20 protein-coding genes are annotated in these 26,056 nt (G+C 71.7%); 11 read left to right on the top strand and 9 right to left on the bottom strand.

Annotated features, from left to right (window positions below):
- Positions 1-45: 45 nt before the first annotated feature.
- The 8 genes from Ade02nite_RS28715 (at position 46) to Ade02nite_RS28680 (ending at position 14,553) form a co-directional block, all read left to right on the top strand.
- Positions 46-951 (top strand): carbohydrate ABC transporter permease, encoded by a 906-nt coding sequence (locus tag Ade02nite_RS28715; protein WP_203770638.1) that lies wholly within the window; start codon positions 46-48, stop codon positions 949-951.
- 2 nt (positions 952-953) lie between these two features.
- On the top strand, positions 954-1,766 hold the full coding sequence (locus tag Ade02nite_RS28710; RefSeq protein WP_239169125.1) for a carbohydrate ABC transporter permease: 813 nt from the start codon (positions 954-956) through the stop codon (positions 1,764-1,766).
- Positions 1,767-1,773: 7 nt separating this feature from the next.
- Positions 1,774-3,711, top strand: a complete 1,938-nt coding sequence (locus Ade02nite_RS28705) for a glycoside hydrolase family 127 protein (RefSeq protein WP_239169124.1) — start codon at positions 1,774-1,776, stop codon at positions 3,709-3,711.
- 47 nt (positions 3,712-3,758) lie between these two features.
- Positions 3,759-9,218, top strand: a complete 5,460-nt coding sequence (locus Ade02nite_RS28700) for an Ig-like domain-containing protein (protein WP_239169123.1) — start codon at positions 3,759-3,761, stop codon at positions 9,216-9,218.
- Between the two features lie 11 nt (positions 9,219-9,229).
- A complete protein-coding gene (locus Ade02nite_RS28695) occupies positions 9,230-12,226 on the top strand; it encodes an OmpL47-type beta-barrel domain-containing protein (protein WP_239169122.1) in 2,997 nt (998 codons plus the stop codon).
- Between the two features lie 28 nt (positions 12,227-12,254).
- A complete protein-coding gene (locus tag Ade02nite_RS28690; protein ID WP_239169121.1) occupies positions 12,255-12,869 on the top strand; it encodes a hypothetical protein in 615 nt (204 codons plus the stop codon).
- 19 nt (positions 12,870-12,888) lie between these two features.
- On the top strand, positions 12,889-13,887 hold the full coding sequence (locus Ade02nite_RS28685) for a hypothetical protein (protein ID WP_203770636.1): 999 nt from the start codon (positions 12,889-12,891) through the stop codon (positions 13,885-13,887).
- Positions 13,888-14,130: 243 nt separating this feature from the next.
- Positions 14,131-14,553 carry a DUF6234 family protein gene (locus Ade02nite_RS28680; protein ID WP_203770634.1) on the top strand — a complete coding sequence of 141 codons (423 nt, stop codon included), beginning with the start codon at positions 14,131-14,133 and terminating at the stop codon, positions 14,551-14,553.
- A 141-nt stretch (positions 14,554-14,694) separates the two neighbouring features.
- On the opposite strand, the gene Ade02nite_RS28675 is transcribed toward Ade02nite_RS28680, so the two are convergent.
- A complete protein-coding gene (locus Ade02nite_RS28675; RefSeq protein WP_203770632.1) occupies positions 14,695-15,432 on the bottom strand; it encodes a VOC family protein in 738 nt (245 codons plus the stop codon).
- A 22-nt stretch (positions 15,433-15,454) separates the two neighbouring features.
- A complete protein-coding gene (locus Ade02nite_RS28670; RefSeq protein WP_203770630.1) occupies positions 15,455-16,690 on the bottom strand; it encodes an endonuclease/exonuclease/phosphatase family protein in 1,236 nt (411 codons plus the stop codon).
- A gap of 56 nt (positions 16,691-16,746) precedes the next feature.
- On the opposite strand from Ade02nite_RS28670, the gene Ade02nite_RS28665 reads away from it, so the two are divergent.
- On the top strand, positions 16,747-17,820 hold the full coding sequence (locus tag Ade02nite_RS28665) for an erythromycin esterase family protein (protein ID WP_203770628.1): 1,074 nt from the start codon (positions 16,747-16,749) through the stop codon (positions 17,818-17,820).
- Positions 17,802-18,530: a class I SAM-dependent methyltransferase gene (locus Ade02nite_RS28660; protein WP_275409948.1), complete on the top strand. Its 729-nt coding sequence runs from the start codon at positions 17,802-17,804 to the stop codon at positions 18,528-18,530. The genes Ade02nite_RS28665 and Ade02nite_RS28660 overlap by 19 nt, the downstream gene beginning before the upstream one ends.
- 68 nt (positions 18,531-18,598) lie before the next feature.
- On the opposite strand, the gene Ade02nite_RS28655 is transcribed toward Ade02nite_RS28660, so the two are convergent.
- The 6 genes from Ade02nite_RS28655 to Ade02nite_RS28630 form a co-directional block, all read right to left on the bottom strand.
- Positions 18,599-19,702, bottom strand: coding sequence for an alpha/beta fold hydrolase (locus Ade02nite_RS28655; RefSeq protein WP_203770624.1), 1,104 nt, complete (start codon positions 19,700-19,702; stop codon positions 18,599-18,601).
- Between the two features lie 84 nt (positions 19,703-19,786).
- On the bottom strand, positions 19,787-20,971 hold the full coding sequence (locus tag Ade02nite_RS28650; RefSeq protein ID WP_203770622.1) for a serine hydrolase domain-containing protein: 1,185 nt from the start codon (positions 20,969-20,971) through the stop codon (positions 19,787-19,789).
- On the bottom strand, positions 20,968-21,840 hold the full coding sequence (locus Ade02nite_RS28645) for a hypothetical protein (protein ID WP_203770621.1): 873 nt from the start codon (positions 21,838-21,840) through the stop codon (positions 20,968-20,970). The genes Ade02nite_RS28650 and Ade02nite_RS28645 overlap by 4 nt, the downstream gene beginning before the upstream one ends.
- Before the next feature lie 115 nt (positions 21,841-21,955).
- Positions 21,956-22,828 (bottom strand): class I SAM-dependent methyltransferase, encoded by an 873-nt coding sequence (locus tag Ade02nite_RS28640; RefSeq protein ID WP_203770619.1) that lies wholly within the window; start codon positions 22,826-22,828, stop codon positions 21,956-21,958.
- A gap of 173 nt (positions 22,829-23,001) precedes the next feature.
- Positions 23,002-23,934, bottom strand: coding sequence for an SLAC1 family transporter (locus tag Ade02nite_RS28635; protein WP_203770617.1), 933 nt, complete (start codon positions 23,932-23,934; stop codon positions 23,002-23,004).
- A gap of 107 nt (positions 23,935-24,041) precedes the next feature.
- Entirely contained in the window at positions 24,042-24,698 is a 657-nt protein-coding gene (locus tag Ade02nite_RS28630; RefSeq protein WP_203770615.1) for a PRC and DUF2382 domain-containing protein, read from the bottom strand.
- A gap of 110 nt (positions 24,699-24,808) precedes the next feature.
- Here Ade02nite_RS28630 and Ade02nite_RS28625 point away from each other — a divergent pair, with 110 nt between their 5' ends.
- Positions 24,809-25,714 carry a PRC and DUF2382 domain-containing protein gene (locus tag Ade02nite_RS28625; RefSeq protein WP_203770613.1) on the top strand — a complete coding sequence of 302 codons (906 nt, stop codon included), beginning with the start codon at positions 24,809-24,811 and terminating at the stop codon, positions 25,712-25,714.
- On the opposite strand, the gene Ade02nite_RS28620 is transcribed toward Ade02nite_RS28625, so the two are convergent.
- On the bottom strand, positions 25,715-26,029 hold the full coding sequence (locus Ade02nite_RS28620; protein WP_203770611.1) for a DUF6401 family natural product biosynthesis protein: 315 nt from the start codon (positions 26,027-26,029) through the stop codon (positions 25,715-25,717).
- Between the last annotated feature and the right edge of the window lie 27 nt (positions 26,030-26,056).

Here is a 26,056-nt window from a genome sequence, read left to right as displayed (position 1 = left end):
CGGCGGCGCCGGCACGGGCCGGCGCCGCCGAGGGAGGACAACCCTGTGGCTGTACCCGCCGTCGCGGCTCGTCCCGAAGCCGCGAAACAAACAAAACGGCGCCGAAACTCGAAGAAGCTCGCCGGCTGGGGCTACGCGACCCCGACCGCCGTCTTCGTCCTGCTCTTCTTCGTCGTGCCGATCATCATCGTGGCCCGGATGTCGGTCTCCGACTGGGGCCTGTTCGCGGGCAACCGCGGCTGGAACGCCCCGGCCAACTACGAGGCCGTCCTCGACGACCGGCTGCTGTGGCCGGCCGTGTGGTTCACCCTCAAGTACACCGTCGTCACCACCGTGATCCTGCTCGGCCTGGCCCTCGGCCTGGCGCTGCTGGTGCAGGAGTCGACGCGCTGGACCGGCTTCCTCCGGACCTCGTTCCTGATCCCCTCGGCGCTCGGCCTCGCCTCGGCGTCGCTGCTGTTCTACGCCCTCTACTCGCCGCAGAGCAGCCCGCTCGGCTTCTTCGGCCCGGTGTCCTTCCTCGGCACGCCGGGCAAGGCGCTCTGGTCGACGGTCGCGCTGATCGTGTGGCGGTTCGCCGGGTTCTACATGCTCCTGCTGCTCGTGGGACTGCAGAGCATCTCCGCGGACGTGTACGAGGCCGCGCGGCTCGACGGCGCGAACCGGTGGCAGACCTTCCGGTACGTGACCCTGCCGCTGCTCCGGTCGTCGCTGGCGCTCTGCACGATCCTCTGCGTCACCGGCTCGCTGCTCGCCTTCGACCAGTTCTACATCCTCACCAAGGGCGGCCCGGACAACAGCACCATCACCATCGTCCAGCTCGTCTACAACATGGCCTTCCAGGGGCAGAACAACCTCGGCCGGGCCGCGGCACTGTCCATTCTGGTGCTGGTCGCGCTGCTGGTCCTCAACGCCCTGCAATTCCGCGGCCTGCGCGACAAGGAGAGCTGACCGTGCGATTCGTCAGAATGCCGCAGTACGTGCTCACCGGCGCCCTGGCGCTGCTGTTCCTCTTCCCGCTGGTCTGGGCGTCGTACGCGTCGGTCAGCCCGCAGCCCGGCACCGCACAGACCTCAGGCTGGGGGTTCGGCAACTACGAGACGCTCGCCGACTACCAGGCCGGCATCGGGCAGTACCTGCTCAACTCCACGCTCGTCTCGGCCATGACCGTGCTGTTCACGCTCGGCGTGGCGACCTTCGGCGGGTACGCCTTCGCGATGTTCCGCTTCCCGGGCCGCAACGCGCTGTTCCTGGTGACGCTGGCGATCCTCATGGTCCCGTACGCGACCCTGCTGATCCCGCTCTACGTGCTGCTCAACGAGCTGGGCCTGCAGAACTCGCTGTTCGGGCTGGCGCTGGTGCTCACCATGTTCCAGCTCCCGTTCGCGGTCTTCATGATGCGCATCTCCTTCGAGGCGATCCCCCGCGACCTCAAGGAGTCGGCCGAGGTCGACGGCTGCGGCAGCTTCCGCGCGCTCACCCACATCCTCATCCCCGCGGTGAAGCCCGGCCTGATCACCGTGGGCCTCTTCGCCTTCCTGGCCGCCTGGAACGACTTCATCACCCCGCTGGTGCTGATCAGCGACTCCGAGAAGCTGCCCCTGCCGCTGGCCGTGGCGAACATGCGCCAGCAGGTGATGGGCATCGTCGACTACGGCGCCACCGAGGCCGGCGTGGTCGTCCTCGCGCTGCCCTGCATCGTGCTCTTCCTCGCCCTCCAGCGGCACTACGTCCGCGGTTTCATGTCCGGCGCACTCAAGGGTTGATCAACACGTGACCGTCAACGAAGCACTCCCCACCCGGACCGACTGGACCCTGCGCGGCGGCACGCCCGCCGCGCCCAGCACCGGCCGCCTGCGCCCGCTCGGGCTGCGCGAGGTGACCCTGCGCCCCGGCTTCTGGCAGCGGCGGCAGGAGACCAACCGCGCCGCGTCGCTCGCGCACATCGAGCACTGGCTGGAGCGCGCCGGCTGGCTGCCCAACTTCGACGCCGCCGTCGAGGGCCGGCTGCCCGGCGCCCGCCGCGGCCGCGAGTTCTCCGACAGCGAGATCTACAAGCTTCTCGAGGCCATGGCCTGGGAGTACGGGCGGGCCGGCGACCCGGAGCTCGGCGCACGCTACCGCGCGATCGTCCGCCGGGTCGCCGCCGCCCAGGAGCCCGACGGCTACCTCAACACCCACTTCGGCCGCCCGGGCCAGCAGCCCCGCTACAGCGACCTGGAATGGGGCCACGAGCTCTACTGCTTCGGCCACCTCATCCAGGCGGGCGTCGCGGCCGCCCGGGCGTACGGACCGGACGACGACCTGGCCCGGGTGGCGATCCGCGCCGCCGACCACGTCTGCGACACGTTCGGGCCGGACGGCATTCCGTCGGTCTGCGGGCACCCGGTGATCGAGCCGGCGCTCGCCGAGCTGTACCGGGTCACCGGCAACCGCCGCTACCTCGACCAGGCGCGGCTGTTCGTCGAGCGCCGCGGCCACCAGGTGCTCGACGACATCGAGTTCGGCCGCGCGTACTTCCAGGACGACGTGCCCGTCCGCGAGGCCGGCGTGCTGCGGGGCCACGCCGTCCGCGCGAACTACCTCGCCACGGGGGCGGTCGACGTGGCCGTCGAGACCGGGGACACCGACCTGCTGGAGGCGGTCGCCCGGCAGTGGAGCACCGCGGTCGCCCGGCGCACGTACATCACCGGGGGAGTGGGCTCGCGGCACCAGGACGAGGCGTACGGCGACGACTTCGTGCTGCCGGCCGACCGCGCCTACTCGGAGACGTGCGCGAGCGTCGGCTCGGTCATGCTGAGCTGGCGGCTGCTGCTCGCGGCCGGCGACCCGCGCTACGCCGACCTGATCGAGCGGACGCTGTTCAACGTCATCGCCACCTCGCCGGCCGACGACGGCGCGCGCTTCTTCTACACGAACACCTTGCACCAGCGCGTGCCCGGCACCGAGCCGCCCGCGGACGCCATCGTGCCGCGCGCCGCGTCCAGCCTGCGGGCGCCCTGGTTCGCCGTCTCGTGCTGCCCGACCAACCTGGCCCGCACCTTCGCCGGGCTGGGCGCCTACCTCGCCACCACCGACGAGGACGGCGTCCAGATCCACCAGTACGCGGCGGCGTCGCTGGAGACGACGCTGCCGGGCGGCCGGGCCGTCGCCCTCGAGATCGACACCGACTATCCGGCGGACGGGCGGATCGCCGTCCGCGTCGTGCGGGCGCCGGAGACGCCGTGGACGCTGAGCCTGCGCGTGCCGCAGTGGGCCGACGGCGCCACGGTCGAGGACGGGGGCGGCAAGCGCGGAGTGCCGGCCGGCACCGTGCAGATCCGGCGCCGCTTCGCCCCCGGCGAGGTCGTCGTCCTCGACCTGCCGGTGCGCCCGCGGGTGACCGTGCCCAACCCGCGGATCGACGCCGTGCGCGGCTGCGTCGCCGTCGAGCGCGGCCCCGAGGTGCTCTGCGCCGAGTCGGTCGACCTGCCGGACGGGCTCGGCGTCGACGCGCTGCGGCTCGACCTGTCGGCGCCTCCGGTGGAACGGGACGGCGAGGTCGTCGCCACGTTCCGCCGGTTGCCGGCCGAGAACGCCGGTTGGCCGTACGGGGTGAGCACGCCGTCCACAGAGGACGAGGTGCTCGAGGTGCCGCTGCGGCCGTACCACCGCTGGGCCCGCCGAGGGCCCTCCACGATGCGCGTCTGGCTGCCGGTCAACGGCGACTGACAGCCGGCACCACCCCGTACCCGTTCCGAAGAGAGGTGTCCCCGTCCGTGCAGACACCGTTGCTCAGGGCGGCCTTGGCCGCGGGATTGTTGCTCACCGTCCTCACACCCGTCGCCGCCGCGCAGGCGGCTCCCAACTCCGGCACGCCCTTCCCCGTCTTCAAGGGCGACGCCGACCCCGTTCCCGACGAGCGCACCGGATACCACCCCCGCAACCAGCTCCAGGCCGTCTTCGACGCCGACGTGGCGGCCGGGGCCGGCAGTGACACCGGCAACGACTTCTGGATCGACCGCATGCTCGCCCGCACCGGCAACCAGCCGGGCGGATCCAACGGCGACGCCAACCAGTACCTGTTCAGCCGCGGCCGCGCCGCCTTCATGAAGACCCACCAGCCCGGTGTGCTCGGCTTCGGCGGCGAGCTCGCCTACATCGAGTCGATCGCCGGCGGCCAGGGCGGCTACACCGTCACCGCCTCGGTGGGGGGCGCCGACGTGACGCTGACCGAGGACGCCGCGCAGCGCAAGCAGACGCCGAGCTACTGGCGGGCCGTCTTCGCGAACACCGCCGCGGGGCTGCGCGTCACCGAGACGAAGTACATCACCGACCAGAACGTGCTCGTGACCGACCTGGAGCTGACGAGCACGAGCGGGGCGAAGGACGTCACGCTCACCGCGAGCTCGCCGTTCGCCCGCACGGTGGAGGGCGACGGCGGCGAGCTCACCGGCGCCGTGCGGGCCTTCAACAAGCTCACCGACCTCTTCCCGCGCTTCTCCGGCGACGGTTTCGCGCCGGTCGACGGCACGCTGAAGCGGACGGTCGCGGTGCCGGCGAGCGGCTCCGTGCGTACCAAACTGCAGTTGGGTCTGGTCACCAAGGAGATCCCGGCGTCGGCGACCGAGTACGCGAAGTACCGCGGTCTCGCGCCGGCGGCGGCGTACAAGGAGCACGTCACCGCGTACAACCGGTGGTGGGCCGAGAACGTCCCCTACCTGGACACACCGGAGAACAACATCGACAAGACGTTGTTCTACCGCTGGTGGCTGATGCGGTTCAACTTCCTCGACGCCGACCTGCCGGGCAACGACTACCAGTTCCCGACGTCGATGGAGGGCGTGCTCGGCTACAACAACGCCATCGTGCTGACCACCGGCATGTTCGTCGACGACCTCAAGTACTTCCGGGACCCGGCCTATTCGTACGGCCCGTGGGTGTCGGCCGGCGAGGTCGCCAAGAGCGCGAAGTTCGTCGACAACCCCGGCGACCCGGCGAACTGGTCGAACAGCTACACCGAGTACATCTCCGAGGCGGCCTGGCGCTCCTACCAGTTGCACGGCGGCCCGGCGGCGATCGCCGGGCGGCTCGCCGAGTACGCGGAGAACGACGTCGAGGGCCTGCAGGACGCGTACGACCAGGACGGCAATGGCCTCATCGAGTACAACTGGGGCGCGATGACCGGCAACGACGCCGACGCGGTGTCGTTCCACTGGAAGCCGGGCAACCTCGACCGTACCGAGAACGCATACCTCTACTCCAACGCGAAGGCGGCCGCCGCCGCGTACCGCACGGCCGGCAACGCCACCAAGGCCGCCGAGATGGACGCCTTCGCCGCCCAGATCAAGACCGCCGTCCTCGAGAACCTCTGGGAGCCGGCGCGCGAGACCTCCGACGAGATGGGGCTCAAGGGCAACCTGCTCAAGCACCGGCACGTCGCCACCGACGCGCTCGTGCCGTGGAAGGAGATCAACAACTACTATCCGTTCTCGGTGGGCCTGATGCCCAAGCCGGGCGACGCCGACTACGACCAGCCGTACGCCGAGGCGCTGCGCCTGTTCGCGGACGACGCGCAGTACCCGATCTTCCCGTTCACCACGGCGAACCAGGCCGACAAGGCGGCGGCCGCCGCGGCGGGCGAGCCGGGCAGCAACAACTTCTCCGTCATCAACTCGACGGTGACGTTCCGGATGCTCTCGTCGGTGCTGCGCGACTACCCGACGCAGTACATCGACGCCCAGTGGTACAAGAAGCTGCTCTACTGGAACGCCTGGGCGCACTACCAGAACAACGGCGACAACCGGTACCCGGACCAGAACGAGTTCTGGGCCGACGGCTCCGCGGCGAACCAGAGCATCGGCTACCGCTCGTGGATCCACCACACGATCCTGGGCGCGACGAACTTCACCGTCATCGAGGACGCGATGGGCCTGCGCCCGCGCTCCGACGCGAAGATCGAGCTGGACCCGATCGACATCGGCTGGGACCACTTCACCGCCAACAACATCCGGTACCGCGACCGGGACCTGACCGTCGTCTGGGACGCGCCGGGCGGCGAGCGGCACTACGGCGACACCCCCGAGGGCTACTCCGTCTACCTCGACGGGCAGCTGGCCTTCACCGCGGACAAGCTCGGCAAGCTCGTCTACGACCCGGCCACCGGTCAGGTCGAGGCGGCGCCCGGCATCCAGATCCTTCACCGCGCCGAAATCTCGGTGAAGGCCCCGCAGCAGGTCACCTACGCCGCCGGCGACCGGGTCACCGACATCATGGCCAAGGCCGGCATGAACACCGAGGCGAACGTGGCCGCGGGCCGCCCGGTCACCGCCACCTTCTCCGCCTCCGGGCGGGCGCCGGCGGGCGCCGTCAACGGCACCACCGTCAACGAGCCCTTCTGGGGCACCGCCGGGTCGCCCACCGCGACCGACGCGCTGACCATAGATCTGCAAGGCCCGCGCGCCATCGACGACGTCCGGGTGCACTTCTACAAGACGACCACCACCGCGACGGTGCAGGGATACGCGCCGCCCGCCCAGTTCACCGTCGAATACGACGACGGGTCCGGCGTCTTCAAGCCGGTTCCCGGCCAGAGCCGGTTCCCGGCCTATCCGCGGGGCAACCTCAACCAGGTCCGCTTCCCGGAGGTCACCGCGCAGAAGTTGCGCATCACCGTGCACCACGCGGCCGGCGCGAAGACCGGCATCAAGGAGGTGCAGGCGTACGACAGCGGCGTCGCCGCACCCGAGGCGCAGGACGCGAAGCCGCTGGCCGACGCCTGGGTGGACTCCACCTACTCCCAGGACGGCTCGGTGCGGCTGCTCGGCCTGGCCCAGGACGACGGCACCCCGGGCACCGCGCTGACCTCGTCGTGGTCGGTCGTGGACGCGCCGGCCGGCGGCTCGGTGGCCTTCGACCCGGCGAGCTCGCCCACCACGATCGCGCGCTTCACCGAGGCCGGCCGGCACGTGCTGCGGCTGACCGCGCGGAGCGGCACGGTGACGTCCACGAAGGACGTGGTGGTGAACGCGACGGCGCTGACCGAGGGCGAGATCAACATCGCTACCTCGGCGACGGCGTCGGCCGGCTTCACGGCCGGCTGGAACAACGTCAACGCGGTCAACGACGACAAGCCGCCGTTCTTCGCCGGCGGCTCCAACGCCGACATCTGGGGCACGTGGACGGGCAACGAGCCGGCGACCCGCTGGCTCCAGTACGACTTCCCGTCCGCAGTCCGCGTCGACCGGGCGTCGATCGACTTCTGGTCGGACAGCACCACGGGCGGCAGCGGCGTCGCGGTGCCGAGAAGCTGGAAGGTGCAGTACTGGGACGGCGCGGCCTGGCGGGACGTGACCGGCGCGACCGGCTTCGACCCGGCCGTGCGCGGGCGCACCAACGAGGTGAGCTTCGACCCGGTCACCACCACCCGGCTGCGGGCCACCTTCAACGCGCTGCCGAACGCGGCGGGCACGGCGTACTCGGCGGTCGGCGTCACCGAATGGCGGGTCTTCGCCTCGCCGGCGAGCTCGATCCAGCCGGTCGACGTGCGCACCCAGGCCGGCGTGGCCCCGGCCCTGCCGGCCACGGTCGAGGTGACGTACGCCGACGGCGCGCGGCTGCCGGTCGCGGTGGCCTGGGGCGAGATCGACCCGGCGAGGCTCGCGGAGATCGGTGACTTCACGATCAGCGGCTTCGTCGCCGGCACCACGCTGACCGCCGCGGCCCACGTGTGGGTCCGGGGCAGCGCCCCGGTGCAGATCAACACCATCGACCCGGTGGCCGTCACCACCGCGGTCGGCGTCGCGCCCGTCCTGCCGTCCGGGGTGACGGTCGGCTACAACGACGGCTCGCGGCAGAGCGGCATCGGGGTCACCTGGCGGCCGATCGACCCGGCCTCGTACGCCGCGGCGGGCACCTTCGAGGTGACCGGGCAGGTCGCCGGCACCGACAAGACGGCCACCGCGACGGTCACGGTCGGCGCGGGCGGCCCGCAGGACACGTCGCCGCCGGTGACGGCGCTGACGGCCGACCCGGCGAGCGCCTGGACCACGTCCGACGTGAAGGTGACCGCCACGGCCACCGACAACCGCGACGACTCGCCGGCCGTCGAGGTCGCGATCGAGGACGGCTCGTACCGGGCCTACACCGGGCCGGTCACGGTCACCACCGAGGGGTCGACCACGGTCCGGGCGCGCGCCACGGACGACGCGGGCAACGTCTCGGCGGTCACGTCGCTCGTCGTGGGCATCGACCGGACCGCGCCGACTGCCTCCGCCACGTACGACAAGGCGGCGCGGACCGTCACGATCACCGGGTCCGACGCGCTGTCCGGCGTCGGGGCGGTGCAGTACCGGCTCACCTCCGGCGGCGTCGTCACGCAGGACTGGACGACCGCGGCCGGCGCGGTGCCGATCGGGTCGGCGGCCACCACGGTCGGCTACCGATCGGTGGACCGGGCCGGCAACACGTCGGCCGCTGGCACACTCGAGGTCGAGGCGGGCCAGGCGCCGGTGAACGTGGCCCGCACGGGCACGGCCTCCGCGTCGTACACGCCGGGCTGGGTCACCGCCGACAACCTGGTCGACGGGGTGCCGCCGACCGGGCCGGTGGGGCCGAACACCGACGTGTGGAACACCTGGCCCCAGGTGGGCGAGCAGTGGATCCAGCTCGACTGGGCCGCGCCCGTCACGGTCGACCGCACCCGCGTCTGGTTCACCAGCGACCTGGACGGCGACGGCAACGGCGTCGCCCCGCCGTCGGCCTGGAAGCTCCAGCACTGGACCGCGGCCGGCACGTGGCAGGACGTCGAGAACCCGACCGCGTACGGCACCTCCGCGACCGAGTGGAACACCGTCGGGTTCAAGGCGGTCACCACCACGAGGCTGCGGGCGGTGCTGACGTCCTCCGGGACCGTGGAGGGCAAGGGCGCTCCGGGCGTGCAGGAATGGGAGGTCTACGACGTCCCCGCCGGTGGGGCCGCTGTGACCGCCGAGGCCAAGGCGCAGTGCGTCGCGGGCAGGGCGTACGTGTCCGTCACCGCCCGCAACACCGGCGACCAGCCGCTGACTATCGAGCTCATCACGCCGTACGGGACGAGGACGGTCACCGGGGTCGCGCCCGGCAAGGCCGCCTACCAGTCCTTCAGCTCACGGGCGGCGCAGATCGCCGCGGGCACGGCCACCGCGAAGGCCGGGGGCACCACGGTGCCCGCCCCGTACAGCGCCCTCACCTGCTCCTAGAAGGAATCGCCTTGAGACCGCTTTCCGCAGCGGTCGCGGGGCTGGTCGCGGCCGGGATGCTCCTCGCAGCTCCCGCCGCGGCCGCCCAGGCGGCCGAACCGCGCACCTTCACCCACGCCGGAAACCCGATCCTCGCCGACGGCTCCTACTATTCCGCCGACCCCGCGCCGCTGGTGGCCGACGGGCAGCTCTACCTCTACACCGGCCACGACGAGGCGGGGCCGGCCGTCAACGACTTCGTCATGAACGAGTGGGGCGCCTTCCGCACCTCCGACGTGGCGGCGGGGGAGTGGACCCACTTCCCGTCGCTCATGCGCCCCGAGGCCGTCTTCCCCTGGGCCACGCCCGGCCGCGCCTACGCCGGGCAGGTCGTCCGGGGACCCGACGGGCGCTACTACTGGTACGTCCCGGTCAGCGAGCGCGACAGCACCGCCGCCAACAAGTTCGCCATCGGCGTGGCCGTCTCCGACACCCCGACCGGGCCGTGGGCCGACCACATCGGCGGGCCGCTGATCTCGCAGCGCGTGCCCTCCGCCAACGACATCGAGAACATCGACCCGACGATCCTGGTCGAGGGGCAGCGGGTCTTCGTCTACTGGGGCACCTTCGGCCAGCTGCGCATGCTGGAGTTCCAGGCCGACATGAAGACCCCGGTCGGCACGCAGCGGGCCGTCACGGGCCTCACCGGCTACTTCGAGGCGCCGTGGCTGTTCGAGCGCGACGGCACCTACTACCTGGCGTACGCGGGCAACAACGCCGGCCCCACGTCACCGTGCACCCCGGCGAACTACCACGCCTGCATCGCCTACGCGACCTCGTCCTCGCCGCAGGGGCCGTGGACGTACCGGGGCACCGTCCTCGCCCCGGTCTCCTCGACCACCAGCCATCCGGGCATCATCGAGTACGAGGGGCAGTGGTACCTCGCCTACCACACCGCCGACGCCGTGGGAGGCGGCCACTTCCGCCGCTCGGTGGCGATCGACAAGGTCGAGTGGGACGACACCCAGTCGCCGCCGCGCATGAAGCAGGTCGTGCAGACCCCGGTGAAGCAGCCGGACCGCACCCCGCGGGCGAACATCGCCCACGCCGCCAAGGTGACCGTCTCGAACGAGCCGGTGCCGACGCAGTACTGGGTGAAGGCGCTCAACGACGAGATCGTGCGCGCCAACCCACTGCCGCCCGACATGTGGGGCACATGGACCGGCAGCAACCCGCCGCAGCAGTGGGTGCAGTACACGTGGGACCAGCCGATGCGGGTCGCCGGATCACAGATCGAGTTCTGGAACGACCAGCCGCAGGGCACCGGGGTCGGCGTGGCCGCACCGGCGCGCTGGCGCATCCAGTACTGGAACGCGGCGACCGGGCAGTGGGCGGACGTGCCCAACCCGAGCGGCTATCCGACCGGGACGCAGGGCTTCCAGGCCACCACCTTCGACCCGGTGACCACCACGCAGGTACGGGCGGTGTTCGACGCGTCCACCAACGGCTCGACGTACTCGGCGGTCGCGGTGGAGGAGTGGAAGGTCCTCGCGTCGCAACCGGCCTCGCTCGCCGTACCGCCGATCACGGTCGAGGTCGGCGAGACCGAGCTGCCGGCCACGGTGCCGGTCGACGGGCTGCAGATCCCGGTCTCCTGGGACGCTGTCACCGCGGCGGACGTCGCGCAGCCCGGCACCTTCACGGTCTCCGGCAGCGTGCTCGGCTACGCGGCGGGGCGGGTCACGGCCACGGTCACGGTCGTCTCGCCCTCCGACACCGAAGGCGACGTCTCCGCGCCGGCGCTGACGCTCACCCCGAGCGGCAGCGCCGGGACCGAGGGCTGGTACCGGTCGGCGGTGCGCGTGCGGGCCGCCGCCGTCGACGACCGGGGCGGGCGCATGACGATCCGCACCACGGTCGACGGCGCCGCGCCGGTCGAGGCGAGCCCGGTGCGGCAGGCCGACGTCACGGTCTCCGGCGACGGGCGGCACACGGTCACCGCGACCGCGGCCGACCGGGCCGGCAACACGTCCGCGCCCTCGACGCTCGCCGTGAACATCGACGCGACCGCGCCGGCCAGCACCGGCACGGTCGCCGACCGGAAGGTGACCGTCACCGCCACCGACGCCACCTCGGGGCCGGCGCGCGTCGAGTACACGATCGGCGGCGGCGCCTGGACCCCGTACAGCGGGCCGATCGCCGCCCCGGACGCGGGCAAGCACACCGTCTCGTTCCGCGCGGTCGACCGGGCGGGCAACACGGAGACGGCGAAGTCGGTGGTCGTCCCGGCCGACCTGTCCGCGCCGCTCACCGGCAACGTCGGGCCGATCGCGGTGCCGACCGCCTCGTACACGGCGGGATGGAACAGCGTCACCGCGCTCAACGACGACGCCGACCCGGCGAACCCGTCGCAGGCGCAGATCTGGGGCACCTGGTCGGGCAGCCGCCCGGCGACCCAGTGGATCCAGTACGACTGGTCCCGGCCCATCCGGTTCACCGGCGCCGAGCTCAAGTTCTGGCGCGACAGCAACCAGGGCACCGGCGACGGCGTCGCCGAACCGGACGGCTGGAAACTCCAGTACTGGGACGGCTCCGCGTGGCATGACGTCGTCAACCCGTCGGCGTACGGGACGAGCACCACCGCGTTCAACAAGGTCACCTTCGACCCGGTCACCACGTCGCGGCTGCGCGCCACGATCAGCGCCGACGGCAACGGCACCACGTACTCCGCCGTGGCCGTCACCGAATGGCGCGCCTTCGCCGACGAGAGCCGGCCCACCCTGACGGTCACGGCCCAGCCGCGGTGCATCGCCGGGAAGGCGTACGTGGCCGTCCAGGCCCGCAACGACGGGGACGCCGCGACGGACATCGCGCTCGTCACCCCGTACGGCCAAAGGGTTGTCGCCGGCGTCGAAGCCGGCGGCAACGCCTATCAGGCCTTCGCCGCACGCACCTCCTCGGTGGCCGCGGGCACCGCGTCCGCCAACGGCGTCACCGCCGCCTATCCCGCCCTCACCTGCCTTGCGTAAGGCCTCACCCCGTTCGAAAAGGAGAACCGTGAACAGAAGAACCTGCCTGAGCGTGGCCGTGGCCTGCTCGCTGCTCGCTCTCTTCCCGGCGGCGGCGCACGCCGAACCGGGCGACGACGCCGACGTCGAGGTCACCGTCGACATCACCGAGATCAAGGAGCCCGGGGTGCTCGCGCTGACCGTGGCGGGCAACGCGGTGGCCCTGCAGGAGGAAGGCTCCGGCCTACTGGTGCGGCAGTTCACCGGCACGCTGCCGACGGTGACGGTCACCGACACCCGCACGCTGGAGGAGATCCCCGACGGCTCGGCCTGGGCGGTCCTGGGCAGCGTCAGCGACTTCACCGGCCCGTCCGGCCAGCCCGCCATCACCGCCGACCACCTCGGCTGGAAGCCCCGCCTCATCGACGGCGGCGACACCGGCCTGGTCGCCGAGGGCGAGGAGGTGGTGACGGTCCTCGACGAGCCCACCCAGCCCGGCAACAACGTCGGCCTGGTCGACCAGGAACTGCTGGTCTCCACCTACGACTCGGCGGAGGTCACCGGCGGCGCCTACACCGTGAACGCCGACCTGAACCTGCGCACGCCCGCCGAGGTGGCCGCCGGCTCCTACCACGCCAAGCTGACCCTGTCCCTCTTCGAGTAATTCGAGTAAGGAGAACCCGATGCGCCGCGCCGCCGTTGCCGCCCTCGCCGCCGCCCTGCTCGTGCCCACCGCCCCGGCAACGGCGGCGCCCGCATCCGCCCTTCCCGCCGCTTTCGCCGCTCCGGCTGCTCCCGTCGTGGCGGCGCCCGCATCAGTCACGTGGACCGTCCAGCCCGCCACGAAGGCCGGGCCCGACGGCCGCCGCTGGATCGAGCGAACCCTCCACCCCGGCGCCACCGTCACCGAGCACCTGGCCGTCCGCAACTTCGGTGACACGACGGCGGTCTTCGCCCTGAAGGCCGCCGACGGCTACCTGACCGACAAGGGCCGCTTCACCATGCTGCCCTCCGGCCGGCCTTCGGTGGACGGCGGCACGTGGATCGCCGTCCAGGACACGGTGACCGTCGGCCCGAAGCAGACAAAGGTCGTCCCCTTCACCATCACCGTCCCCGCGAAGGCCACCCCCGGCGACCACCCCGCCGGCATCGCCGCCACCATCGCCGGCCGCCAGGGCACCGTCCAGGTGGAGAGCCGCGTCGGCTTCCGCGTGCTGCTGCGCGCCTCGGGCACCCTGCACTCGTCGACGGCCGCTTCATCGCTGAAGGCACGCTACGAGCGCTCGTGGAACCCGTTCCGCGCCGGCGCCGTGACGCTCACCTACGCGGCCGCCAACACCGGCAACGTGCGCCTGCCGGTTCAGGCCCGCGTGTCGGCTTCCTCGCTGCTCGGCCACTCCACCACCACCGCGGAAATCGGCGAGCTCCTGCCCGGCGGCACCACCACGGCCTCGTCCCGCGTCGAGGGCGTGTGGGGCATCGGCCGCGTCTCGACGACGGTCACCCTCTCGGAGGGCACCCCCGTCTCGGCACCGACGTGGGTCATCCCGTGGCCCCAGCTGCTCGTTCTGGCCGCCGCCGCTGCCCTCGTTCTGATGTTGCGCTGGAACTCCCGCCGCCGGCGCCGCCACTTGGAGCGCTTGCTGGAACAGGCCCGCCAGGAGGGCCGCGCCGGCGCGTAAAAGCGCCCTGATGGCGAACGACCCTTCCGACGCCCCGGCCGTCGACCACGGCCCAGCCGATCCGATGATGACAAGGTGCCCCGACACAGAGTCAAGGAAGCTCGACTTCGAGACAAGGAACCTTGACTCCGCGCGGGGCGAAGGCAGCGCCGAGCGATGGCCGACTCTTTCGATCCACGCCACTTCGAGGTTCTGAGTGTCCGGGCTCATGCCGGGCCCCTGTGGCGGCAATAGCTTGGCCGCATGGCTAATGCTTCGGTCACGCGGCAGCGGGCTCTGGCCGCGGTGGCGCTGTTGACAATCGGGTGGGTCGTCGCGGTGCTGGCGCTGCTGTGGCGTTGCTTCGGGATCGGGTTGGAGGCGTGGGCCGAGGACCAGTCGGACAGCGCTCGGCTGGACGCCCTGCACCATCGCGCGGCGGTTGCGGCGGCCCTGCTGGCCGGCGTGGCCGTGGGCGGGCCGGTGCTGATCGCCGTCGTGGCGTTCGTCAACCGGATGGCCCGGGCCGGCACGGTGTACGTGGTGCTGGCAGTCGTCCTCGCGGTGTTCGCCCTTCCGTTCGCGGCGCAGAACTCGCCCGCCCCGTCACGGCCCTCACCGTCCACGTCCACCCCCTATGTCTGTCAGGAACACAGCGGCGGCGACAACCGGTGCCCCGGTGGCTAGGTCCGCCGCATGAGGGGCGGGAGCTCGTCCAAGCTCGTCGGCGTAGGGCTCGATGACCGGGCCGGCGGCCGGGGCCTCCAACCGGCGCAACAGGGCCTCGGAGGGGCGTTCGACGCCGGGTGAGGACTCCGCGGAGGGGCGTCAGCCGGGGGTGAGGAGGCAGAACTCGTTTCCTTCGGTGTCGGTCAGGACCTTCCAGTGGATGTCGCTGTCGCCCAGGTCGACGGGGGTGGCGCCGAGCGCGCGCAGCCGGGCCGCCTCGGCCTCCAGGTCGTCGCCCGGGTAGGGGCGCAGGTCGAGGTGGACGCGGTTCCACACGGTCTTCGGGTCGGGGGTGCGGAGGAATTGCAGGTACGGGCCGACGCCCTTCGCCGAGCGCAGGACCGCGTTGTGGCCGGTCACCCTGTGCACGGTCCAGTCCGTCGCCTCGGCGTAGAAGCGGGCCATGGCGGCCGGGTCCGCGCAGTCGACCACGACCGAGGCGATCGGGCCGGTGTCCTGGGCCGGGTCGTGCCAGTCGAGCACGCAGAACTCGTTGCCCTCGGGGTCGGCCATGACCACCCACGGGACGTCGCCCTGGCCCACGTCGGCGAGGGTCGCGCCGAGGTCTCGCAGGCGCTCGACCAGCTCGGCCTGGTGGGCCGGTGACCGGGTGGCGAGGTCGAGGTGCACGCGGTTCTTCACCGTCTTGGGCTCCGCCGAGACGACGAGGTCGACGCAGACGGCGACGGGGTCGGGGTAGACGAAGCCGGGCGGTTCGAGGTTGGTCACGCCGGGGCCCTCGCTGGAGACCTCCCAGCCGAGCGCCTTCGCCCAGAAGGCGCCCAGCCGGGAGTCGTCGCGAGCCTTCATGGTGATCTGCACGAGCCGTGTCGCCATGACGGCGATGGTAATAAACGCGCTAGAAGGAGCGCAGGTCGAGCCAGACCAGCCGGTGGTCCGAGGTGGGGAAGCCGTTGACCGGCGCCCACACCGGGTCGTACACGCCGCTCAGCCGGGACAGCGGGTCCGCCTGGACCGGCCAGAACACGCCGGAGCCGGTGGCCTTCAGGCCCTTGCGCGGCAGCACGTAGTCGGCGCGCAGGTTGCCGGGGGCCGTGTCGGCGAAGTCGGCCGTGTCGTAGCGCGGGTTGCCCTCGTGGGTGGCGTTCGCGCCGCCCTGGAGGGCCGCCGCCTCGGCCGCGCCGGCGCTCGACGGGGTGACCCGGGTGTTGATCAGCGGATGGCCGAGGAGCTGGTTGATCGCGCCGTCGTAGGAGTCGCCGTCGAGCGGGTCGGCGTTCTGGTCGCCGGCGATGACGAAGTCCTGGCCGGGGCGCAGGCCGCCGCGCCGGCCCTTGTCGTCGTAGATGTAGGCGGAGCGCTTGCCGGGGGTCACGTAGTCGGCCCAGAAGCGGATCTCGTCGTGGTTGCGGCGGCCGTTGCGGTCCTCGGGGCCGTCGAACGTCGGCGGGGTCGGGTGCGAGACCAGGAAGTGCAGGGTCCGGCCGCGCACCCTGACCGGCACGTCCCAGTGGCTCTTGGACGACAGCCGCAGCACCGCCTGCTCCTCGGGCGAGTAGAACTCGGTGGGCATCAGGTTGCCGGGCATGTCCTTCCACTTGAACAGCTGGAAGGTGCGCACCGCCTTGGCGTCGATCGGGTACTTCGAGTAGACGGCCATCCCGTACTGGCCGGGGAAGAGGCCGAAGCCGTACGAGTCGTCCCCGTACGCCTGATCGCCGGGGGTCGTGTCGGTGACCCCGTTGTTGTTCAGGTCGAAGCCCGACGCGATGCCGGTGTTCGACGGCGCCACGAAGCGGTACGGGTAGCGCTGCGCGGGCGCCCCGTTCTGCGACACCGCCAGGAAGTTGTCGGCGAACAGGCCCGCGGCCACCGGGTCGTAGTCGAACTCGTTGAGCAGCACGATGTCCGGGTGGGCCCGCTGGATCACCTCGGCGACGTTCTTGGCCTGCCGGCGGTACACGTCGTCGACGCCGGGGTTGGCCAGGTGCTCGCGCAGCAGCCCCTGCGCGGGCCGGTTGAGTGACAAGTTGTAGGTGGCGACGCGCAGGTCACGCCGGTCGTGGGCCGCGGCCTGCGTCGCGGGTCCCACCACCATGGCGGCGGCGAGCGCGGTAGCGAGAAGTCGTCTCATGCGTTCGTCCTATCCGGAGCGGCCATGGTCAATCAACCAACGCTAGGGTCTGTGCGGTGAACATTTCCTCCGCGCGGCTCGGCGACCTGATCGGCGACGCCCCGGTGGTGGCGCTCGGCGAGTCGGCCCACCACGTCCGCGAATACCATCTGGTACGCCATCAGCTGCTCCACCACCTGGTGGACGAGCTGGGCTTCACGGCGCTCGTCCTCGAGTCGGGCTTCAGCGAGGGCCTCGCGGTCACCGCGTGGGACGGCGAGGGCGCGTTCCCGGACGGTGCTCTCACGTACCGCTTCGGCCGCAACGCGGAGATGCGCGACATGCTCGCCTGGGCCCGTCGCCGCGGGGTCGCCTATTACGGCCTCGACCTTCCCGGCGACCTCGCGTCGATGACCCCGGCCCTCGACCATCTGGCGACGATCCACGACATCGATGCCGTACGCCGGACAGCCGACAAATTCGCGAGCGCGTACACGATGCCCGCGCTCGCCGCCTACCGTGCGCTGCCCCAGCCGGAGCGCGACGCGCTGACCGTGCGCCTGGCCGAGCTGAGCGCCCGCTTCGCCGTCGAGCACCGCGGTGCCGCCGAGGCCCGCCACGAGCTCCGGCTGCTCGTCCTGCTCGACCAGATGCTCCGCGCGCAGGCGGCCGGCGACTTCGCCCTCAACGTGCGCGACGCGGCGATGGCCGAGACCGTCGACTGGGTCCGCGCCCAGGGACACGAGCGTGTCGTGGTCGCCGCCGCCAACACGCACATCCAGCGCGTCTTCCCCGGGCTGCGGGTGCTCGGCAGCCACCTCGCCGAGCAGCTGGGCGACGACTACGTGGCGATCGGCCTCACCGCGTACGGCGGCGCCACCCCGACCCGCCGCCCGGCCCCCGACGCCCCCGCCGGCGCCGAGACGGTGACGGTGCCGCTCGACCCGCCCGTGCCCGGCAGCGTCGAGGACTTCCTCGGCCCGCGCCCCGCCATCGCCGACCTGCGTCCCCTGCGCGGCCGCCCCGGCCCGGACCGCATCCGCCTGCTCGACTCCTACCTGGAGGTTCCGGTCGCCGACGCGTTCGATGTGGTGGTGAGCATCCCCGAGATCACCCCGACCGCCGAGGGCGTGTGGCGGGGCGGCCGCTGAGTGAGCGGGCGGCTACGGTCGTTCGTATGGTGATGGCTCGATACGACGCGGTGGCCGACTTCTACGACGCGGGCTTCTCCGACCCGGACGATCCGGTGCTGCGGTCCCTGCTGGAGCTGGCGGGGCCGGTGAGCGGCCTGCGCGTCCTCGACCTGGCCTGCGGGCACGGGCGGGTGTCGCGGGAGCTGGCCGCCCGCGGGGCGGAGGTGACCGGCGTCGACGTGTCGGCCGCGCTGCTCGCCAAGGCGCGCGAGCTCGGCCCGCCGGCCGTTCACTATGTCCTCGCGGACGCGGCCCGGATGGACGTCCTGCCCGCCGGCGCGTTCGACACGGTGGTGTGCAACTTCGGGCTGTCGGACATCGACGATCTCGACGGGGCACTCGCGGAAGTGGGGCGGCTGCTGCGGGCGGGCGGGTCGTTCGTGTTCTCGATCCTGCACCCGTGCTTCGCGGGCACGGCGGAGGTCGCCGGGTCGTGGCCGTTCGGCAGCGCGTACGCGGACGAGCGTTTCTGGATCACCGACAACGAGCGGGCCACGCTGCGCAGGCAGGTCGGGGCCAACCACCGGAGGCTCGCCACGTACGTGAACACGCTGAGCCGTCACGGGCTGGGCGTCACCGCGATGGCGGAGCCGCCGGCGCCCGCGCAGTGGGGGGACAGCCCGGCGGCCCGGATGCCGGTCTTCCTGGTCGCGCGCTGCGTCAAGTAGCCGGCGGCGACGGCATCCCGGGCGGGGGGCGGATGCGCCCGGGATGCCGTCATGGTGGGGTGGGCCGGTCAGGCGAAGCGCACGGCGATCCAGTCGGCGACCAGGGTCGTGCTCTGGAAGACCGCGCCGTCGTGGGTGGCGCCGTCGAGCTCGCGGAAGGTGACCGGCTGGCTGTAGGCGCCGAGCTGGGACATGAGCGGGCCGGCGGTGATGACGTACGGGACGGCCTCGTCGGCGGTGCCCTGGACGAGCAGGATGGGTGCGCTGGACGCGGCCTGGCCGGGGTTGAGGTGGCGGGCCAGCTTCGTGACGACGGCGTCCGGCAGGGCGCCGCCCACCAGCAGCTGCTCGGCGGTCAGCGGGGCGAAGGCGTCGAGGATCTGGTAGAGGCAGCCGGACTGGAGCACCGAGACGCGGTCGCGGGCGGGCTGCGCCAGCAGGGTGCTCGGGTTGACCGTCGGGTCGATCGCCTGCAGGCCGTAGAGGCCCATCACCAGGTAGCCCTGCGCCGCCGTGCCGGGGATCAGCGGGGCGAACAGGTCGGCGTTGGAGACGGGGGCGATGGCCGCCGTGCCGCGCAGCACCAGCGGGCTGTCGTACGAGGGGGCGATCTCGTTGACGAACAGGGCGCCCTGTCCGCCCTGGGAGTGGCCGTCCACGACGTATTGGGCGGTGAGCGCCGCGTCGAGGCGGCGGGCGGCCTTGACGCTGTCGATGATGGACCGCGCCTCGCTGAGCCCGATGAGGTACGGGTGGGCGGTCGGGGTGCCCAGACCGGGGTAGTCGGGGGCGGTGACCGTCCAGCCGCGGCGCAGCAGCTCGGCGATGGCGGCGCGCGCCTCGGGCCAGAAGACGGACTGGCTGGTCGACGGGGTGCACTGGTCGGCGAGGCCGGTGGTGCCGTGTCCCCACGCCACGGTCTTGTTGTTCTTGCCGGTCTTCGGGGTGAGCACCAGCCCGGTCGCGGTGATGATGCCGCCGTTCACGTTGGTGGTCACATAGGAGATGCGCTTTCCGGTGGCCAGCGGCGACAATTCGGTGGGAAGCGTCGCGGTGACGTTGGTGAGAACCGTTCCGGCCAGCAGCGCGGCCCCGTGGGCGGGCGCCGAGAGGAAGGAGAGCGAGAGCATGACGGCGGCCGCGACGGCCACCCGTCTCAGGGCACGGTGCATCGGCTTTTCCTTTCGCGGACGAGAAAAAGGCAGAACGAGGTCCGGGCCGCAAGGGGCGCGGCCCGGAAGAACAGAAAAAGGGGACTAGCGCGTAATGGCGAAATGGTCGGCGACGCGGCGCAGGGCGGCGATGGTCTCCCTGTCGCGGCTCTCGTCGTCCTGGGTCGGCCAGGCGCTGCACTTCACGATGACCACGTCGGCGGTGGGGTCGACGTAGAGGTACTGCCCGTGGACGCCGAGGGCGGTGAACGCGTGGAAGCATTCGCTGCCGAGGGTCCACCACTGGTTGGCGTAGCCGTAGTGGTCGTAGCCGGACGGGCCGAGCGCGCCCACCGCGAGCTGCGGTTCGTGGCTGCCGCGGCTGCGGCGGACCCAGTCGCGCGGCACCACCTGGCGGCCGTTGGCGACCCCGTCGTCGACCATGAGCTGACCGAGCCGGGCCATGTCGCGGGCGGTGGCGTTGAACGAGCCGGCGCCGATGGCGGTGCGCGGGCGGGCGCGGGTCAGCCAGTAGTACGCGTCACGGTCGGCGCCGAGGTGACGCCAGAGCCGCTCGGAGGCGTACGAGGCGATGCTCTTGCCCGTCGCGGCCTCGAGGACCCAGCCGAGGATCTGCGCGTCGAAGGTGGAGTAGTTGAAGCTCTCGCCGGCCGCGGTGCGGCGCCGCGCGGCCCGGATCACCTGGGCCACGTCGCCGCCGCCCATGACGGCCTGCTCGAATTGCCTGATGCCGCTGTCGGCCACCTCCCACGTCTCCAGGTCGCCGACCCCGCTGCTCATGTCGAGCAGATCGGCGAGCGTGTTCTCCGCATAGGCGGTGTCGGCGAAATCGGGACGGTAATCGGTGACGCGATCCTTGATGCTGCCGATCACGCCGTCGTTCAGCGCTATGCCGATGAGCAATGAGGTGACCGATTTGGAGATGGAGAACAATTGCATGCGGGTGCGCGGGCCGGCGAAGGCGCCCGGATAGGTCTCGTGCACGATCGCGCCGTGGTGCAGCACCACGAAGGCGGTGGTGAAGGTGCGGCGGTGCAGGTCGGCGAGGCTGAAGTCGGCGTCGTCGAAGCGGTAGGTCAGGTCCAGCGGATGGGGATCGACCGGCAGCGGGGAGCGGAACTCGCCGCGTGCCACCCTTTCGGTCGGCATCAGCCAGTTCATGTGGGTGAAGGTCCACTCGTTGAACGGCCTGCGCATGATCAGGTCGCCCTGGCGGTCCCACCAGGAGGGCTCGCGAGCGGCCGGGGCCGGCTCGGTGGTGCTTGTCATGTCGGTTCCCCGTTCTCCGGCGTGCCGTCGAACATTTCACGCAAGGTGAGCCCGGAAGGTTCATCGGCCGGTTCGAGGTAGCTGCTCATGATGCCGAGGATCGCCATCCCCACCAGGTTGTCCTCGACGACGCCCGCACCGGGATCACCCATGTGGCGGACGGCGAAGCCCTCCAGGATCGCGGCGAGGATGTTGGTGAACTGCTCGATGGTGATGCCCTTGCGCAGCTGGAGGCCGCGCGCGGCGATCGTGGACTCGTAGATCTTCATCCACGGCTCGAGCGCGCCGCGGTAGTTGTTGGCGATCGCGGAGTGGATGCCGTCGTTGCGGTCGGCCGTGGCGCACATGATCAGCTGGAGCCGGAACAGCGGCATGCGGCAGATCGTCATGAGCTCGTGGTAGGCCGAGCGGTAGACGGCGTCGACGAGACTGTCCTCCTCGACCAGCCAGTCGCCACGGGTCTCCAGCTCGGCACCGTACTGGGGGTCGTAGCTCGCGGCGTGCAGCAGGAAGGTCAGCAGGTCGTTGAGGTAGTCGTCGTGACTCGCCCAGGTGGAGCGGTACGGCCCGGCGCCCTTCTGCCGCAGGAACGGCGGATCCAGCTCGGCCACCTCACGCGACAGCGCGCGCTCGGTCAGAAAGCTCAGCCCCGACCAGTACTGCTTGCGGCCGTCCCCGTTGGGCGTGACCCGCGGGCCGGAGCCGAGATTGCGCTCCACCAGGTTCGAGCCGGCCTTGAGGTAGGACGCGACCTTCAGGGAGTTCACCAGGGCGGCCCGGGTGGACTCGCGCACACCCTTGACGCGGGTGACGATTCCCGAAAAATCCAGACAGTATGGGTAGGGAAGATCCTTCTTTCCGTACGTCATGAACTGATTCTGTCGCGGATTCGCGTTCCTTCAAGTACGCGTGTGCGTAGTACTCGGAGGCTAGTCCTTGGTGCATTGACGAATGGCGAAATTGTGGCTGGCTGTAATCGGGCAGTCACGCATTGAGGTCCTTTAGGGCGCGCAGGTACGCGACGGCCATCGTCCGGCGCACCGGGGTGCCCTCCAGGGCCGTCATCGCAGCGTCGAGCCGCTCGCACTCCGAGCGGGTCAGCGCGGCCTCCATCGCCTCGCCGTAGGTGGGCGCGAGCGGATTGGGCGCCGTCCGCTTGAGCGCCCGCCAATCGCCGAACGGCTCCGCCGGGACGTCGAGCTGTGCCCGGTAATCGAGCTCGATCGCGCCGAATCCGGCCGCCTCGGCCCAGTCGAGCAGATCGCGCTCGTCGAAATCGACGAGCGCGCCGTCGCCCGACGCCGAGCGGAAATGCCCGACCACTTTGGCGACCAGATCCGCCACGCCGGTCGCCCGGGGCGTGCCGAACAGCTCGCCCGGCCGATGCTCGGCGAGGAACCGGTTGATCGGCTCGAAGATCGACAGCCGCCCGCCCGGCCGCAGCACGCGGAAGAACTCGGCGAGCGCCTCGGCCTTGCGGGTGCTGTAGATCAGCACGGACCGGGTGGTCACGACGTCGACCGAGGCGTCGCCGACGCCCGCCAGGTCGTGCGCCTCGGCGCGGGTGAACGAGCACCGGGGATCGTCGCCGGCCCGCGCGCGGCACACGTCGAGCAGGTCCTGCGAGACGTCGCTGAAGATCACGCGGCCGCCCGGGCCGAGCCGCTCCAGGGCGCCGAAGGCGATCAGCCCGGTGCCGCACCCGACGTCGAGCACCACGTCGTCGGGCTCCAGGCAGGCCCGGTCGAGGACGCCGTCGCGGAACGCCTCGAGCCCCGGCGTGTGCCTGCTGTGCAGCTCGGCGGACCCGCCGTCGCGCCGGGTCAACAGCCAGCTCGCCCACTTGTCGGTCGCCATCGGGCCACGGTACCGCCGGCCGGCCGAACGAGCGCGGCCGAACGAGCGCGGCCGGGCGGGCGTGGCGGGGCGGGCGTGGCCGGGCCGGGCGGGCGTGGCCGGGCCGGGCGGGCGTGGCCGGGCGTGGCCGGGCGGGGCAGCGTGGCCGGGCGGGCGCGGGCGAGGCGGCGCGGTCAGACGGCCGCCGGGGCCGCCGCGCGGTGGCGGAGCTGCTTGCGCAGCGCCAGGGACGACGACTTGTACGCGATCAGGCCGATCAGCACCGTGACGAGCGCCAGGACCAGCCCGGAGAGCGGCCGCCAGGCCGTCGCGTGCTCGCCGGCCAGCCAGTGGATGGTGTACGTCCCGCTGGCGGCGATGGTGAACGTCAGCGCCCAGAAGCCGTGCGCGAACGGCTGCCGCAGGTAGCCGGGGGTCAGGAAGAGCTGCACCAGCAGCAGCGGGACCATCGTGCCGAGCAGCAGCAGGTCGATGGTGTCCAGGTGGCCGCCGTTGATGGCGAACCACGCGTTGCCGGCGACCGCGGGCGGCGCCGAGAAGATGGCCATGGTGGGCAGCAGCGGCCCGGGCAGCGCGGGGCGCAGCGCGAGCCGGCCCAGCAGGATCGAGCCGATCAGGAACCAGAACAGGATGCCGACGCCGAACGCGCCGACGGCGATCGCGCGCCAGCCGGCGAGCGCGGCGGACTGGGCGCCGACGAGCGAGGCGGCGACGGTGGGCAGCAGGTATCCGGCGTGCAGGGTGTCGATGTCGAGGCCGCCGCTGAGCAGGTGCGCGACGAACCAGCCGGCGAAGACGGTGGCGAGCACCAGCATGACGGCGATGACGACGCGGCCGCCGGTGAGCCAGGTGCCGGCGAGGCGGCCACCCATCAGCAGGCCGGTGGTGGGTACCAGCGCGGCGAACGGGCCGAGAATCGGATGCCGCAGGTCGTCCCGGGACGCTTTGGTGACATAGCGGACGAGCAGGGCGAGCCAGACCACGAGCACCGCCCACCACAGGGCGTCGCCCACGAGGGCCGGCACGAGATCGGCCGCGGCCGCGGCCGTCCAGGTGCCGGCCAGCCCGGCGAGCCCGAAGGCGATACCGAAGAGGTTGAGCGGCATCGGGTTCCTCCCATTCACGGTGTGTACCGAGAACAGGATTCCCGAACGTGTGCGGCAGTGGATCAGTCAAATGACTGGCCCGGATGACTGTGTCCACAAAAGACAATTCAGGTCTCGGGCCCCTCGTATTCGATCCGCTCCTTGCGGACCGGTGCGGAGACCGTTTCCTCGCCGGTTACGGTCTGTTTGCCGAGCCGGACCCGCTCGACGGGCACCCGCTCGGTGGCGACGACGGGCCGCTCCTCGTACAGGGTCGTCGGATCCTCGTCCGTCACGTCCGGGGCGCCGGCCGGGACCTCCTCGAGCCGCACCTCTTCGCGGGCGACCGGGACGGTGATCTGACGCTCCTCGGTGACCACGTGCTTGCGCAGGCGGACTTTGGTGACGGGCTCCCGCCGTACGTCGGTGACCAGGCGTTCCTCCGATCGGGTCATGGCGTCGCCGGCCGGGTCCGCGAGGTCGTAGTGCGCCGCCAGACGGTCGGCGTCGCCGTGGTCGAGGGGCCCGTCGGTGTCCACCATGGGTGCCTCGCGGATGCGGGACGCGCCGGCCGCGACGGTGAGCCGGCCGGCGTCGAGGCGGGCGCCGCGCAGCGGGACGAACGACTCCTGGAAGGACATCGAGCCGGTCCGCACGGTCACCCACAGTGGCTCGCCGGACTCCGGCCCGAGATAGATCTGGCCGACCGTGCCGACCCGGCTCCCCGCATTGTCGTACACCTCGGCGCCGTTCAGGTTGTCAAGATCATCTCGTGAGATCGCCATTTTCGGAAATTACCCCGGGCAGGGCGTAAAACACGTGGGAATTCGTGTGCATGGCCGCCGGGGGCCCGGGTACGAAATGGGGCGTACCGAGCTCCAAGGAGGACCCCCTGATGATCACACTGGACCAGGTCCGCGCCCTGAGCGGACGAGACGTGTACGGACCCGACAACGAGAAGATCGGCAGTGTCGGACAGGTGTGGGAGGACGGCGCCGGCCAGCCCACGTGGGCGAGCGTCAAGACCGGGCTGTTCGGGCTCAACGAGTCGTTCGTGCCGCTGCGCGACGCGGACGTGGACGGCGACCGGCTGGTGCTGCCGTTCGGCAAGGCCAAGGTCAAGGACGCGCCCAACGTCGACGTCTCGCACGACGAGCCGCTGACCCAGGACGACGTCGAGCGGCTCTACGACTACTACGGGATGAGCTGGCAGGACAGCTCCCGGGCGTACCAGGCCGGCGCCGCCGCCGGAACGGCCAACTACACCGGCACCACCCGGGAGGCCGAGTTCAGCGACCGCGACGCTTCTTTCACCGAGCGCGACCGCGACGCTTCCTTCGCCGACCGCGACCGGGACGCTTCCTTCACCGACCGCGATCGTGATCGTGATGGTGACCGCGACTGGGGCCGCGACGACGACGCCATGACTCGTTCCGAGGAGCGGCTCGCGGCCGGCACGCAGCGCGAGGAGACCGGCCGGGCCCGCCTGCGCAAGTACGTGGTGACCGAGCAGGAGCACGCGACCGTGCCGGTCGAGCGCGAGGAGGTGCGGCTCGAGCGTGAGCCGATCACCGAGGGCAACCGCGGTGCCGCCTTCTCGGGCCCCGACATCACCGAGTCGGAGCACGAGGTGACCCTGCACGCCGAGCGCCCGGTCGTCGAGACCGAGACCGTGCCGGTCGAGCGGGTGCGCCTCGGCAAGGAGACGGTCACCGACGAGGAGACCGTCAGCGGCGAGGTGCGCAAGGAGCGCATCGAGGCCGACATGCCGGGCGAGCGGGGCCGGCGCGACCTCGACTGATCAGGCCCGTTCGGCCAGGACGCAGACCGCGAGCAGGTGCACGGAGGGCCAGGAGGCCCGGTCCCAGCCTGCCGCGGTCTCGTCCGCGTTCCAGCCCCGGGCGGTCACCGTGTCGGCGACACCGTCGGCGTAGGCGGCCAGCACCTCCGGGCGCGGGCGGCCGAGCGTCTCGCGGATCTGCATGACGTGCTGGTCGACCGCGGCGGCCAGGCCGGGAAGCGAGCGCATCGCCTCCATGCCGGCGGCGCCGAGCCGCTGCGACCACTGGGCGAGCGCGAGCGACGCCGCGGCGGTCACGTGGTGCTTGAGGTCCATGACCAGCGACCGTACGGACGCGGGCCA

The organism is Paractinoplanes deccanensis, from assembly GCF_016862115.1.
In the GTDB taxonomy this organism is placed as follows: domain Bacteria; phylum Actinomycetota; class Actinomycetes; order Mycobacteriales; family Micromonosporaceae; genus Actinoplanes; species Actinoplanes deccanensis.
This window is presented reverse-complemented; position numbering and strand designations above follow the sequence as displayed.